The sequence below is a fragment of the Celerinatantimonas marina genome (genome assembly GCF_046054165.1).
In the GTDB taxonomy this organism is placed as follows: Bacteria; Pseudomonadota; Gammaproteobacteria; order Enterobacterales; family Celerinatantimonadaceae; genus Celerinatantimonas.
Genome location: NZ_JBFNXK010000003.1, coordinates 203076 through 217920 on the forward strand (window position 1 = coordinate 203076; position 14845 = coordinate 217920).

Annotated in this window: 11 protein-coding genes; 4 read left to right on the plus strand and 7 right to left on the minus strand. The window is 45.7% G+C overall.

Translation table 11 applies throughout. The annotated features are described in order from the left end of the window. Positions 1 to 43: 43 nt before the first annotated feature. A complete protein-coding gene (locus ABUE20_RS04860) occupies positions 44 to 925 on the minus strand; it encodes a DMT family transporter (protein WP_408618715.1) in 882 nt (293 codons plus the stop codon). 270 nt (positions 926 to 1195) lie between these two features. On the opposite strand from ABUE20_RS04860, the gene ABUE20_RS04865 reads away from it, so the two are divergent. After that, positions 1196 to 3400, plus strand: coding sequence for an AsmA-like C-terminal region-containing protein (locus tag ABUE20_RS04865; protein ID WP_408618716.1), 2205 nt, complete (start codon positions 1196 to 1198; stop codon positions 3398 to 3400). Here the strand turns inward: ABUE20_RS04865 and ABUE20_RS04870 are convergent. Beyond that, positions 3330 to 4244, minus strand: a complete 915-nt coding sequence (locus ABUE20_RS04870; RefSeq protein ID WP_408618717.1) for a LysR substrate-binding domain-containing protein — start codon at positions 4242 to 4244, stop codon at positions 3330 to 3332. The genes ABUE20_RS04865 and ABUE20_RS04870 overlap by 71 nt on opposite strands. Positions 4245 to 4360: 116 nt before the next feature. Here ABUE20_RS04870 and ABUE20_RS04875 point away from each other — a divergent pair, with 116 nt between their 5' ends. Further along, on the plus strand, positions 4361 to 5374 hold the full coding sequence (locus tag ABUE20_RS04875) for a YeiH family protein (protein WP_408618718.1): 1014 nt from the start codon (positions 4361 to 4363) through the stop codon (positions 5372 to 5374). On the opposite strand, the gene ABUE20_RS04880 is transcribed toward ABUE20_RS04875, so the two are convergent. Genes ABUE20_RS04880 through ABUE20_RS04890 form a run of 3 tightly spaced genes read right to left on the minus strand, consistent with a single transcriptional unit; the run spans position 5339 to position 7607 of the window. After that, the gene (locus ABUE20_RS04880; RefSeq protein WP_408618719.1) at positions 5339 to 6274 is read right to left on the minus strand and encodes a bifunctional GNAT family N-acetyltransferase/hotdog fold thioesterase; all 936 of its coding nucleotides are present in this window, start codon (positions 6272 to 6274) and stop codon (positions 5339 to 5341) included. The two genes, ABUE20_RS04875 and ABUE20_RS04880, sit on opposite strands and share 36 nt — an antisense overlap. A 25-nt stretch (positions 6275 to 6299) precedes the next feature. Further along, positions 6300 to 6737: a D-aminoacyl-tRNA deacylase gene (gene dtd / locus ABUE20_RS04885; protein WP_408618720.1), complete on the minus strand. Its 438-nt coding sequence runs from the start codon at positions 6735 to 6737 to the stop codon at positions 6300 to 6302. A gap of 9 nt (positions 6738 to 6746) precedes the next feature. Beyond that, positions 6747 to 7607, minus strand: coding sequence for a virulence factor BrkB family protein (locus ABUE20_RS04890; protein WP_408618721.1), 861 nt, complete (start codon positions 7605 to 7607; stop codon positions 6747 to 6749). 253 nt (positions 7608 to 7860) lie between these two features. Between ABUE20_RS04890 and ABUE20_RS04895 the strand changes: the two genes are divergently transcribed. Beyond that, the gene (locus tag ABUE20_RS04895; RefSeq protein WP_408618722.1) at positions 7861 to 9414 is read left to right on the plus strand and encodes a SulP family inorganic anion transporter; all 1554 of its coding nucleotides are present in this window, start codon (positions 7861 to 7863) and stop codon (positions 9412 to 9414) included. 38 nt (positions 9415 to 9452) lie between these two features. Here the strand turns inward: ABUE20_RS04895 and ABUE20_RS04900 are convergent, their stop codons facing one another. Then, positions 9453 to 10796: a hypothetical protein gene (locus tag ABUE20_RS04900; RefSeq protein WP_408618723.1), complete on the minus strand. Its 1344-nt coding sequence runs from the start codon at positions 10794 to 10796 to the stop codon at positions 9453 to 9455. A 422-nt stretch (positions 10797 to 11218) separates the two neighbouring features. Further along, positions 11219 to 13096 carry a translational GTPase TypA gene (gene typA, locus ABUE20_RS04905; protein ID WP_498038921.1) on the minus strand — a complete coding sequence of 626 codons (1878 nt, stop codon included), beginning with the start codon at positions 13094 to 13096 and terminating at the stop codon, positions 11219 to 11221. 285 nt (positions 13097 to 13381) lie between these two features. Between typA and glnA the strand changes: the two genes are divergently transcribed. After that, positions 13382 to 14788 (plus strand): glutamate--ammonia ligase, encoded by a 1407-nt coding sequence (gene glnA, locus ABUE20_RS04910; protein WP_408618725.1) that lies wholly within the window; start codon positions 13382 to 13384, stop codon positions 14786 to 14788. The last annotated feature ends 57 nt before the right edge of the window (positions 14789 to 14845 follow it).

The following is a 14845-nucleotide window of genomic DNA, read 5'->3' on the forward strand; positions in this document are numbered from 1 at the left end:
GGGATCAGGATGAGTCATCCGTACATGGCGAGTCATGGTTTCTTTATTCACACCTGACGACCTTCCGATGGAACATCAAACTCAATGCTGGCCCCATGCATATGGCAACCAACATAATGGCTGATCCCAGCAGTTGATTTGCAGATAATGGCTCTCCATTCATCGTGCCGAAAATAACCGCAAAAACCAAATCCATATTGAGTATTAAAGCGGTTTGGAGATTACCGACTCTATTTTGATATTTCATTTGCAGATATAAACAAAAAGCTGACGATAAAACAGCGACAAATAGAATCGTCATCATCACCGGCATTGAAAGCAGCGAATGCATATCATCCGTGTTCAAAGTAAAGCTCAATATCATTGCGCTAAAAAACAACTGATAAAAAACTAGAGTCACTCGATTCACATTAATAGTTTCAGCTAATTTACCCGTCAAAACAATCGAACACGCAATCGCTAGCGCTGAAGCGGCACCCCATAAATATCCCATGGATAACTGATTCGGATCGCCTCCTAAAATAACCCAGGTTCCGATCACGGCTAATAGGATAGACAGTAAATCGACACGGTTATTTTTCTTCATTCTAAAAAGATATTGAACCATAGGAATAAAAGCCGCATTCAAAGAAACACAGAAAGCGGTCGATGCTGAATTCAGTATCTGTAAAGCCAGAGCTTGAGAAACTAGCGTCGCCGTTCCTAATAGACTCAATAACAAACAGATGAATGCGGTCTTTTTATCAATGGTTTTTAAATATCGCCATGTAAATGGAAGCATCACGATCGTCGCCACAAGCATGCGGCCCCAAATGTAAGCCGTAGGCGAAATAGTTGACACAATATTATGCGTCAACGGAAATCCAGCCCCCCAAAAGACCGGAATTAACAAAAGAGCCAATAATGCTCTGATATCTAGAATCATAGATTTCACAACCCGCAATTAACGCGTCCCAACACTATCAGAGCTCGATGCCCAATCACCTTCTCAAATTTGAATTAAAAATAACAATAAATCACTCAGCACGACCAAATAAATAAAGGGCAGCCAGCCGCCCTGCTTGATACGGATTGCCAGTGACTTCACAACCCTTTTATAAATCAAATATTCTACTAGCTATCCCCGATGGCTTGTTTTAATTTATGCTATCTATAAAAGTCACTACTTTTCATTCCATTGCGAGCTGATTTATCCATGCGAAGACTCAAAGACTTTTTGTTTATTGTCGTTCTCATCGTTGTGGCCATTTTCACATTCGTGATCTTTTCATTCAACCCGGATCATTATCAGCAGCAAATTGAAAATTGGGCCGCCAAACAGGGCTGGCAACTTCATTATCAGCGCAGCTTCTGGCAGGTCAATCATCCGTTCGACTGGCATATTGATCATATTACCTTAGGGCATCCCGGTGTTTTCTCACTTTCAGCTGAACAGTTAGATCTGTCGGTTGACCCGATGGCCCTCTTTTCCGGAGTTCTGCAATTTAGTGATATTCGCTTGCAAGCACCGGTCGTAAAAATAGCATTACAAGCCGCGCCCTATCAGCCCATCCATTTCCCATGGTTTAAAACCATTCGGATCACGCGCTCTCATGCGAATTCGGTTCATATGGACTGGCTCAATGCTGAGGGAAAAGCAGAACTCAGCCTGGAACAGGCGCAGTGGAAGCTTCGAAATGGGCAGTTCCAAGACTCCGATAACGGATATCATATGCAGGCCGATATCATCGGTTCAGCTCAGAGGCTTCAGATCAACGATCACCAACTAGCTCAGCCTCAATGGCAACTGCACTTGGATGATGGTCATTGGAAAATCAATCAAGTTCAGCTGCCATTGGCCGGTGGACAACTCAGCGCGAGTGGCCAGTGGAATTCCGGCAAACTCTCATTGGATGAACTGACTTTAGACGCGATCAAATGGCAACCTGATCAACTTCCTTCATGGTCAGCATCACTCTGGCCTGAGTTTCTCCATCAGGTGAATATTGAACAACTGAGCCTCAATAACGTTAACATTCAAACGCAAGTCCAGCAGCAACCTCTTGTGATCAATAGCCTCGATGGTCATATTAGCCATCTCCAGCTCAGCGCAAATGTATCTGATTGGCAAGCCCAAGATGCCCAACTCACCGTCAATAATATGCTGTTATCCCAGCTGGTCCTCAATCAACTGCAACTGACCGGTTCGCTCACACAGCAGAACTGGAACATCGACAGTTTGGTCAGTGATTTTGCCGCAGGAACGCTCAATGCTTCGTTGAATTATCAGGCGAACACCCAACAACTTCATCTACATGAATTGTCGCTAAGCGACAGTGAGCTCACCATATCTCCATCCCTGCAAAATGCCTGGCAGGCCTTTCAGGTATCCAACTGGCTGCAAACCATCACCCTCGATCAAGCCTCGCTGAACCATGTTAAACTCATGGTTTCACTGCCCGATGTGGCGCTATCCGCGCAATCAATCCAAGGCTCGGTGAACCAGCTGACTCCATTTAGCCAAGGGCACTGGCAATCCTTATCTCAAATATGGAAGCCGGATACCACATTTTTTATGCAGATCCCGGTATTGGCATATCACGGACTGGTCTTGAGCCATCTGAGTATGGATATCGGCCCAACCCTAGCCGATCCCAATGCCGCAACAACGACACCTTCGTTACCTCATTTTAATTTTTACGCCGAACTGCCTCAGGGACAACTTCAATGGAGTGGTCAGATCGACCTAAACCAACCCAATCGCCCCTGGCAAGGGGATTTATCCGGATTAATTCTAGATGTCAGCCCGCTGGCTCGCCTAACACCGTCCGCCGATTTTGAGCTCGGCGGCGATTTGGAACTCCAAGGCCATCTACAAGGTTCATTGACGCAAGGGCCAACAAGTTGGCAAGGGCAGCTTGAAACGAAAAGCACTCAACTGGCATTCAATCGAGATTTAAAACCGATCATTGATACGCTATTACAAAATCCCCGGCAGCAACTGCCGGCACATCGGCAACTGCTCAATAGCGGTCTGAGTGCCCTTTGGCAGAAAAGTACCGATATTCCAGAAGGTTCTACGGTGCTACAAAATCTCGATCTCAAAGCTTCACTGGAACAAGGACAGTTACAAGTTGATCAAACCACGGTTTCCAGTGCGCCTTATGACTGGCTCATCAGCGGTCAAATCGATCTGGCCCATCAAACCTATAATGCTCTGGGATTTGGTATTACCGACGGCCAATGTGTGCTGCTCAATCGCATCATTGATGGGCCATGGCAGACCCCCCAAATCCGCATCGATCATTACCAATTGGATCAGAGCTATTTACCGTCTCAAGACCAATTTGTTAAAGACCCGCAGGCGAGTGGTCGTTGTCAGAAAGCAGCAACTGAGCCTGTTCCAGCAAACAATCCCTGAGTGGATCATTGCCGGAATCTTTACGCCAGACAAAATGAAACTGGCGCATGATATTTAAATCCGGCACCTTCAAAATGGCCAATTTCCCATCATAGTTATCTTTGGTCACCACCCGCTCTGGCAGGCAGCTCAGATAATTAGACTGTCCGACCAAGGCTAAGATGGTGGGTACATGGCTGAATTCCCGCCAGATATTCAGTTTGGAGAGTTTGCCGTAAATAGCATTCATAAAAATCTCCCGAGTACCGGAGCCAGATTCCCGTAATACCCAACGCGCTTGGCTTAACTCCGCAAGCGATACCGCCGGTTGCTGCGCCAGTGGATGCCGAGCATTGGCAACAATCACCAGATGATCATCACACCAGTGACTCAGTTGCATTCGCGAATCGTCACAACGGCCTTCAATGACACCGACATTCAACTCGTGACTCAAAAGCGATTGCAAAACATGCTCACTATTGGATACCTGCGGGATCAACCGCAATTGGGGCACTTCATGTTCCAACCGACACACCAATCCAGGTAACAATATTTCGGCGATCGTCTGACTGATCCCTAACATCAGCTCCCCAGAAAACAGATGCTGACCTTTAAATCCCTGTTCAATCTGACTGGCATCCAATAGTAACCGTCGGGCCCGAGGACGTAACCAGTGCCCCCAGGAATTGAGCACCAATCGTCGTCCAATCCGTTCAAAAAGAGGCTGTCCTAACTGTTGTTCTAACTGAGCCAAAGCCATGCTGGCCGCCGACTGAGTTAAAGCCAGTTGACTGGCCGCATGACTCACGCTTCCCGTTTGTGCAATCGCATCAAATACCGCAATCTGTTTTAATGTAAAATTCATATCAATTTTATTGATTATCTCTATCAGAAGTATTCGTTATTCTTATTAAAAATAATCCCATACACTCTGTTTTCCAAGTTATTTCCTTCCGTTTTGGACACAAAGGAGTATGAGTCATGAAACAATATTGGCCTGGATTAGTGATGACGTTTATCACATCCATCGTGGCTATCGCAATTTGCCGATGGCTCAATCAACAAGGGTGGCTGGGAATAAGTCCACTCATGTTAGGGCTTATTATTGGTTTGGTTATTGCCAATTCCCCCTTACATCGGTATCTGGATAAAACCCATATCGGGCTCCAGTTTGCGCAGAATAAATTATTACGCTTAGGGGTGATGTTGTTTGGCCTGCATATCACTGTACAACAGTTAATTGCCGTTGGCTGGCCGGGAATCGGTCTGGCTGCGGTCATGGTCACTTCAGTATTAGTCGTCGGCTATTTTGTCGGCACCCGAATACTGAAGCTCCCTTCTGAGCTTGCGCTCCTCACCGCATCCGGCTCGGCCATCTGTGGAGCGGCAGCGGTGATGGCCGTCGATCCCGTCATCAAACCTAAAGAAGAATACACCGTAGTCGCAGTCGCCACCGTCGTCATCTTCGGAACAATAGCCATGTTTGGCTATCCACTGTTGTTCCCACTGTTACATATGTCCACTTCGGCTTACGCGGCTCTGGTCGGCTCTACCGTTCATGAAGTCGCACAGGTGGTGGTCATTGGGGAAAGTATCAGTCCACAGGCAGCCAACATTGCCGTCATTGTCAAACTGGCTCGGGTCATGCTATTAGCTCCAGTGTTATTAATCCTAAGCTACTTGTGGCAACGTCGTCTGGCCCGTCAAGCCACACAGACTCAACGCGGTAAAATTACCATTCCTTGGTTTGCCTTTGGCTTTATTGCCGTGGTGCTCCTCAATGGTTATCTGCCACTCAATCACGGTCTTCGTGAAGGGTTACTACAATTTGATACCTTAGTACTGGCTATGGCCATGTCGGCATTAGGTTTTCATACCCGTTTGGCCAATATTCGGGCCAGCAGCGCTAAAGCACTATTGCTGGCTCTTGGATTATTCATGATGATGATTACGATTTCATCAACACTCATCCACTTTTTTTGGCCGGCAGCTTAATCGCCGTAACAAGAATAAACCTTCAAATTCAGCCGCGACTCGTTCACCGCTATAGAGTTTAACGGCAATTTTGAAGCGGCTTCGAGAGTGCCCTGGCGTCAGGGCACTCGCTATATTTTCAACCTGGGAGCGTGCAGCACGAGCTCGACAATCCCCATGAATGGGGCGACGATGACGAATGCTGCCATCAATCAGAACAATCTCCGCCTCCATTTGTAACTCTTGAAGCGCGATCCATAATAGCGACCATCCGGTCAAAACCGCTTGGCAATAACTACTTCCGGCAAACATAGACGATGCATACGCATTGGTGTTTCCCCCAAAGGATAAACTGGTTTCCAACCGCTCTTGATCATAATGGGTCAACTTAATCCCAATTTTTTCACTCAGCGGGATCCGTTTATAAATCTCCTGATAAAGCTGTTCACATAACTCCGGGCTGCGCACAAAATGACAAGGCTCATCCAGCATCTTTACCATCTGCTGCAAAAACATGTTCGCTTTGTGATAATGCGGATCGCCATCCGGGTTGTATCCCGCCTGAGAGAAAAACTCAAGTGATCGCTGATCCCGGGCCGTCAACACAATCCGTTGCACGCCTTCATCCAAAGCCGCCTGTTCCAATGCTCTCATCAACATCAGACCCAATCCCTGTTGGCGATGCCCTGGGCTCACTGCGATATGTCGGATCAGCGCTTCTTTATCACTGATAAAAATCCGGCCAACCGCCACAATTTGATCCTCATCACTCACCACCATCCGATGCATACTATAAGCATCGTAGGCATCCCGTTCACTGCCAGCCGGTAGATGTAAAAGCTTATTGATCATCTCATAGCGAAACTGAAAATAGCGTTCCAGCTGCTCTTCACTTTCAGGAATAACAATCTGAAATCCCATATGCTCTCTCCTTGATCGGGGCGAGTTAAACCTGCAGCCAAAACGTCATTGGGCCATCGTTAACCAGTTCCACCTGCATATCAGCGCCAAATTCACCGGTTGCAACACGAAGCCCGTAATCCTGACAAATCTCACAAAAGCGCCGATAATAACGTTCAGCCATCTCCGGTTGTGCCGCCAACGAAAAACCGGGACGTAACCCTTTGTGAGTATCCGCGCATAACGTAAACTGAGAAACGATCAACAATTCACCGCCGATCTGCTGCACATTGAGGTTGGTTTTTCCCTGAGCATCAGCAAAAATCCGGTAATGACAAACTTTCCGGGCGAGTTCTGCCAATTTAGATTTATTATCACCTTGCTCAACTCCCAACAATACCAGTAATCCCTGGGAGACTTGACCAATTGTCTGGCCATTGACGGCCACTGAAGCCCGGCTAACACGTTGTATTAATGCAATCATATTCTTCCATTATGGCGACACTTCTGGCTCATGTTGCTCGAATTCATCCAGAGCAGCACTCCACTCGGCTCCCAGCAATACGATAATCCAACTCAGATAAACCCAGAAAAATAAAATAGGGATCACGGCCATTGCGCCATAAATCACCTGGTAGGAATTAAATGACGCCAAATAAAGTGCAAATCCCCGTTTACTTAATTCAAACAATATACCGGCAATCAACGCGCCTGCAAATGCATGCGAAAGGCGAACCCGCTTATTCGGCATAATGAGGTAAAGTAACATAAAAGCAACTGTGGATAGTCCGAAGGGGATCAATCTAAACAACGTTTGCCACAGCCCCCCCAACGCTTCACTGTGGAAAAATTCCAGCGAAAAAATATAAGAGCTGACCGCTAAACTTGCCCCCACCAACACGGGCCCCAGCGTTAAAATCATCCAGTAAGTCGGCAATGCTCGCACTAAATTCCGGCTTCGGGTTCGCCGCCAAATTCGATTCAGGCTATTTTCAACCGAGGCGATCAGCATCACGGCCACAACTAACAGGAATACCCCACCAATCGTCGTGGTCCGGTTAGCATTGGCCACAAACTGATTCACCTGAGTACGGATCACATCGGTAGCAGTCGGAACGAAGTTACTAAATAGCAGTTCTTCCAACGTTTCCTGTACCCCAGAAAATGCCGGCACCGCACTGATAATAGAAAAAACGACCGCGATCATCGGCACTAACGATAACAAGGTGGTATAGGCCAACGCCCCGGCCATGGTGGTCAACCGATCATCACAGATCCGCTTCCAGACAAACGTTATAAATTCTAGTCCGTGACTTCGCCAATATTCTAGCCAGCGAATGAATCGATTTTTCATGTTTATTCCTTCCGTTAACCTGAAAGCCAGATCATAAAATAAAACACTAGTAAAAACATAATGTTCTACATGTCATCGTGATGACATTTCCATATTCATTTTAGCTGTATGTTTCTCGAAGCCACAGAACGATCCACCTTTTCTGTTTATCTTTGAGGTCCATTTTATATCGATTAATTTTTGAACCACATCACAGTTTTTGTTAGAATCGCGCTCTTTTTGCACCCATTCTGAAGAAACGGAATAAATCAATATGTTTGAATTCCCTAAGTTTAGCGGAGTTTCACTGCGCTCTGACTTTCTCTCCGGACTCACCGTTGCGCTGGCACTGGTCCCAGAAGCCGTCGCTTTTGCCTTCGTCGCCGGAGTTGGTCCGCTGACAGGCCTGTATGCAGCCGCCATCATCGGTTTTATCACCGCCTTGCTCGGAGGACGGCCCGGGATGATCTCCGGCGCAACCGGTGCGGTTGCCGTGGTCATCGTGGCACTGGTCCACCAACAGGGTCCAGAATATCTGTTTGCTACAGTCATTCTGATGGGATGCATTCAAATTTTGGCCGGTATTCTCAGACTGGGTAAATTCATCCGGATGGTGCCCCACTCCGTCATGCTTGGCTTTGTAAATGGCTTAGCCATTGTGATTTTTTTAGCCCAGTTAAACCAGTTTAAAGTCGTTGATCATCTGGGAGTGAGTCACTGGATGCAAGGCAGCGCACTACGCAATATGTTGATTTTAGTCGCTATCACCATGTTAATTATTCACTTTTTACCTAAATTGACTAAAGCCGTTCCCGCATCACTGGTCGCCATTATTGCGGTTACACTCATTGACTTCGGATTTAACTTACACACTCGAACCGTCGTCGATTTTCTGCAAGAGATGACCGGAGATATCCATGCAACCATTGCTGGCGGGTGGCCGTCATTTCATATTCCCAATGTGCCTCTGAATTTAGAAACTATAAAAATAGTACTGCCTTATTCCGCAATTTTAGCGGGCGTCGGACTGATTGAATCACTGCTCACGCTCACGGTGATTGATGAAATGACCGAAACCCGAGGACGTAGTAACCGAGAATGTATGGGACAAGGGCTCGCCAATATTGTCACTGGTTTATTCGGCGGCATGGGCGGTTGTGCCATGATCGGCCAGAGCATGATTAACATCCGCTCCGGAGGTCGAGGCCGACTTTCAGGACTCACTGCGGCCATTGGATTAATGTGCTTTATTTTGTTTGCATCCAGCCTGATTGAAATGATCCCGATTGCAGCACTGGTGGGGGTGATGTTTATGGTAGTTCTGGGCACATTTGAATGGTCAAGCTTACGCCTGTATAACAAAGTTCCGACATCTGACTTTCTGGTTATTGTTTTAGTCTCCGTCGTGACTATTTTCACTGATCTAGCCATTGCCGTATTTGTCGGAGTTGTCATCTCGGCACTGGTTTTTGCCTGGAAACATGCCAAGCAGATCACGGCAGAAACAACTGAAGAATCCCAGCAACGAATTTACCGACTCCAGGGCCCACTTTTTTTCAGCTCCACCCAGAATTTTCTCGATTTATTTACCATTCAGACGGACCCTGAACATGTCATTATCGATTTTGCCCAAGCCCGGGTCTGTGATCATTCGGCCATCGAAGCCATCGATACCTTAGCGGAACGTTATCAAAAAGCCGGGAAAAAAGTTTCACTAAGGCATCTGAGCGCGGATTGCCAAAAACTCATGAAACGAGCGGGGAGTCTCATTGAAGTCAATATTATCGACGATCCACGTTATTATGTGGCCGACGATTCATTGGCCTAAGGACGATGGATCGTTGTTCATGGTTGATTTTTATTAAATTAGACACATTTTGAACAAGGCTGCAAGAGCGGCCCATTGCACTGCTGCAGATGAGAGAAAAATAGATAAATATCATCTGTGGCAGAACAATCTAAAAGCATCTGTTGCCACCACAAACGGTGCACCGCTCGCACCGAGACTTCCATCTGCCGTAGACCGATTACCTGCGCCATTGCCGTACGATGCAAACCATGATTCACCTTCACCACATCATTATGCCGATCCAGTGCAATCCACACTTCGTCTTTACCTTGTCCCCCGGAAAAACCAAAACAGGCCATGTTATACATATACAACAAATACAATTGAATATGACCGACAATCCGCCGAGGAGAGGTCAGTGATACCCCATTATAGCGATCCACAAACGGCTCTCCCGCATCAATTTGTTCAAGCTGATGCTGATAAAAACGTGAATCCTGCGGTGTATCCCGATGTTGCCAAATATCACTAATAAACCGATATCGACTATTATCTTCAAATCGTCCGGTACACTGATCCCAATCGCCATCCCAGATTAACCGTGAATCCATTTTCTGACGCATCTTACGTTTAAACGCCCCCATTTTCTGAATCCTTTGGGGATCGACGGTAATTCGTAATTGCTCAGGAAAATCTTTTTGCATCAGCCTTCGGGATAGTCCATAGCGATACATCCATTGCCGACCGGGCTCAAATCGAATTACGGTTCGAGCAATTCCTTCCAGAAGTGGGGTTACTACTTTCTTGCGTATTGCTAAGATGACTCGCGTTTTCCAGCGATGACAACGCACAGCAAATGCTTGCTGAGGATCAAACGTATCCGGATAAATTGCCTCACCGTTGGCGGCGAGACCTAATGGATTGAGCCCCAAATAGTATTGCAACTGCCGTTCAACATGCGCTAACCAAGGGCTATCCAGTACGACCCGCGAATGACTTCGAGCCGCTATCTGCAATAATTGAATGCTTTTAATCCGAGGCGGAACAATTCCATCAGGAATAGGAAAAATTTGCTGTAATGACTCTATCGCGGTTTCCGGGATAGAGTCGGTCATCGGCTCATTACCGGTCATATTCAGGGGTTGTCGGGAAAAACTAAGTCGCCGGGCTAAAATTTCAAAAAAAGCCAATCGGGCCAGATCCGGATTACATTTTCTAAAACGAATCGCGTTCAGCGCAAAAAGATAATAACTATCTGCAACAACCCGTTCGGCGTATAAAGACTGGTTTTCATCTTCATCAAAACAGTTCTGCAAGGTTGCCAATAGCAATGGAGAACTCGCAATCACGAAATCCATCATTCCTTTGATATTTTTATGGCAACAGTCCTTTACTGCCTGCTGAAAATTAAGGTCTTTCATACGACGGGCCTCAACACGGTATACGATAAAAATCGACCCCATCGACTCAAAAATAGGATGGATGGGATTTCATTAAACTAGAAAAATTTTGAACGCTATGACCAATAGCTTGTCTAATTATATCGAGCTTGTCATAAAAATTAAACAAAAGGATGGTATAGCTATATAGAAATAAGTTATGAATAACATCTATAAATTATCTGACTGATAATTTTTATTCCATTTTCCCCAGCAACTCAATACTGACAATCCACCTCTGAATCAAAGATGAAAGCAGCATGCGCTATCATGTGCGGATAAAGACGCTGATTTTGTCTCAACAGGCATAGACTTTATGATCCTCGTTCGTGCACTAAAAAGCCCTATAAAAAACGGCATACCCAAAGGCATGCCGTTTTCTACATTAACTATAGAACTATTTTTTAAACTTTAGTTGCTCGAACAGCGCGTTTGCGATCCATTTCAGTTAAATGGCGCTTACGCAGACGAATACTTTCTGGAGTCACTTCAACCAATTCATCATCATCGATAAATTCCAGCGCCTGTTCCAGAGTCATCCGGATTGGCGGGGTTAATACCTGCGCTTCATCGGTACCGGAAGCTCGAACGTTCGTCAACTGTTTACCTTTCAGACAGTTCACTGTTAAGTCATTATCACGGGAATGAATACCGACCACTTGGCCTTCATACACTTCATCACCATGACCGATAAATAACCGACCGCGATCCTGCAAGTTAAACAGTGAGTAAGTCAGCGATTTACCGGTGGCATTCGAAATCAGAACCCCATTTTTACGTTGTCCGATATTTCCACCTTTATGCGGACCATAATGATCAAAAGTATGATAAAGCAGACCCGTACCTGAAGTTAACGTCATGAACTCTGTCTGGAAACCGATCAATCCACGGCTTGGGATCATAAAGTCTAAACGAACTCGACCTTTGCCATCCGGCGACATATCCGATAACTCACCTTTGCGCACCCCGAGCTGTTCCATGACGCTGCCTTGATCGCCTTCTTCAACATCAACTGTCAATGCTTCGTAAGGTTCCTGCAACTCGCCATCAACTCGTTTCAGAATAACTTCCGGACGAGAAACGGCTAATTCAAACCCTTCCCGGCGCATAGTTTCGATCAAAACGCTCAAGTGCAACTCACCTCGGCCAGAAACTCGGAATTTATCTGGATCATCGGTTTCTTCAACCCGCAGCGCAACGTTATGTACCAACTCTTGTTGCAAACGTTCCAAAATATTCCGGGAGGTCACGAATTTACCTTCTTTACCGGCAAATGGTGAGGTATTGACCTGGAAAGTCATGGTCACAGTCGGTTCATCGACACTCAACGGTGGCAAAGCTTCAACCGCGTTGATATCACAAACCGTATCAGAAATTTTAAGCTCACCCAAACCGGTAACAGCAATAATATTCCCGGCATGAGCCACATCAGTTTCAGTACGTTCCAAACCTAAATAGCTCAAGACCTGGCCCACTTTGCCATTCCGTTTACGACCATCCGCACTCACAATGGTGACCTGCTGATTTGGACGCACGCTACCACGTTTGATACGACCCACACCAATAACCCCTACATAAGAGTTATAATCTAACTGTGAAATCTGCATCTGGAACGCACCATCTGGATCTGCATCCGGAGCGGCAACGTTATCAATAATGGCCTGGAACAAAGGTTCCATATTGTCACTAGGTTGATCCAGATCGAGGGTCGCCCAACCATTAATAGCGGATGCATAGATAACTTTAAAATCAAGTTGTTCATCCGTTGCGCCCAGATTATCAAACAGATCAAAAACCTGATCCATCACCCAATCTGGACGAGCCCCCGGTTTGTCGACTTTATTAATGACGACAATAGGTTTCAGACCCTGAGCAAATGCTTTTTGTGTCACAAACCGAGTTTGTGGCATTGGACCTTCCTGTGCATCGACCAACAACAGCACAGAATCGGCCATTGACATCACACGCTCGACTTCACCGCCAAAATCCGCGTGTCCGGGAGTATCCACGATATTGATATGGTAATCGTGCCAGTTAATTGCTGTATTCTTAGCTAAAATAGTGATGCCACGCTCTTTTTCCAAATCATTGGAATCCATCACTCGTTCCTGCACCTCGCCACGAGTCTGAAGCGTACCGGACTGTTGCAGCAATTTATCAACCAAGGTTGTTTTACCGTGGTCAACATGAGCAATAATGGCGATATTTCTTAAATTTTCTAACACGGGACATCCGCCTATCGTAAATAGTGTGATTAATCTTAATGTGGTGCTATTGTACATGGCGCAGTGCAAAGAGAATAGTTTTTAAGCGCTTTCTCACGGTTTTATCGATTAAATTCTGATAAACCTACATTTTCTCTAAGGTCATGCACCATATTAATGCACAATAACAATTCAAATGATCCTTTATTGTGCATTGGAATTTCATTATTGTGCATGAACCCCAGAGAATACTGGACTTGCCTGTTTGGCACGAAACTCGCTTCTTAATGGAGCATAATTATACTGATCACCACCCACTTCAATTTAGAGCCATCAATTTTTGATGACACCGGAGGTTATTACATGTCTGCAGATGTTCTCGCTCTGATGAAAGAGCAGGAAATAAAATTCGTCGATTTGCGTTTTACCGACACCAAAGGGAAAGAACAACACGTGACTGTCCCTGCAAGTCAGATTGACGAAGATTTCTTCACTGACGGCAAAATGTTCGATGGTTCATCCATCGCAGGATGGAAAGGAATTAATGAATCAGACATGATTTTGATGCCTGACTCAGAAAGTGCTGTACAAGACCCATTCACAGAAGAAGCCACACTGAACATTCGTTGCGATGTTTTAGAACCTGACACAATGGAAGGTTATGACCGCGACCCTCGTTCAATTGCTAAACGCGCTGAAGAATATATGCGTTCAACCGGGATTGCTGATACTGTACTCTTCGGCCCTGAACCAGAATTTTTCCTGTTTGAAGACGTTAAATTCGACGCTCAAATGAACGGTGCTTTCTACTCAATCGACGATACAGAAGCTGCTTGGAACTCAGGTAAAAGCTTCCCTGATGGCAACAAAGGCCATCGTCCAGGCGTCAAAGGTGGTTACTTCCCAGTACCTCCTGTCGATTCAGCTCAGGATATCCGTAGCGCCATGTGTCTGATCATGGAAGAAATGGGCTTAGTCGTTGAAGCACATCACCATGAAGTAGCAACTGCAGGACAGAACGAAATTGCTTGTAAATTTAACTCACTGGTTAAAAAAGCCGATGAATTACAAATTTACAAATACGTGATTCATAACGTTGCCAACGTTTATGGCAAAACTGCGACCTTTATGCCAAAACCATTAGTTGGCGATAACGGTAGTGGTATGCACTGTCACCAGTCTTTAGCAAAAGACGGTACCAACCTGTTTGCAGGCGATGCATACGGCGGTCTGTCTGAAATGGCTCTGTATTACATTGGTGGTATCATCAAACATGCAAAAGCCATCAACGCTTTTGCTAACGCATCAACCAACTCATACAAACGGTTGGTCCCAGGTTTCGAAGCTCCTGTAATGCTGGCTTACTCAGCCCGTAACCGTAGTGCTTCTATCCGTATTCCAGTAGTACCATCACCTAAAGCACGTCGTATCGAAGTTCGCTTCCCTGACCCAACTGCTAACCCATACTTAGCATTTGCAGCGATGTTAATGGCTGGTCTTGACGGGATTAAAAACAAAATTAATCCTGGGGATGCTATGGATAAAGACTTGTATGATTTACCTGCAGAAGAAGCAGCTAAAATCCCACAAGTTGCATCTTCTTTGGAAGAAGCCTTACAGGCATTGGATGCAGACCGTGCATTCTTAACTGAAGGTGGCGTATTCTCTGATGAATCTATTGATGCCTATATTACATTGAAACATGAAGACGTTGTTAAATTGAACATGACAACTCATCCTGTTGAATTCCAGATGTACTACAGCTGCTAATTCATCACTAAGAAGAGTTACACTCATTCTTGTATATAAGGCTCCGAAAGGGGCCTT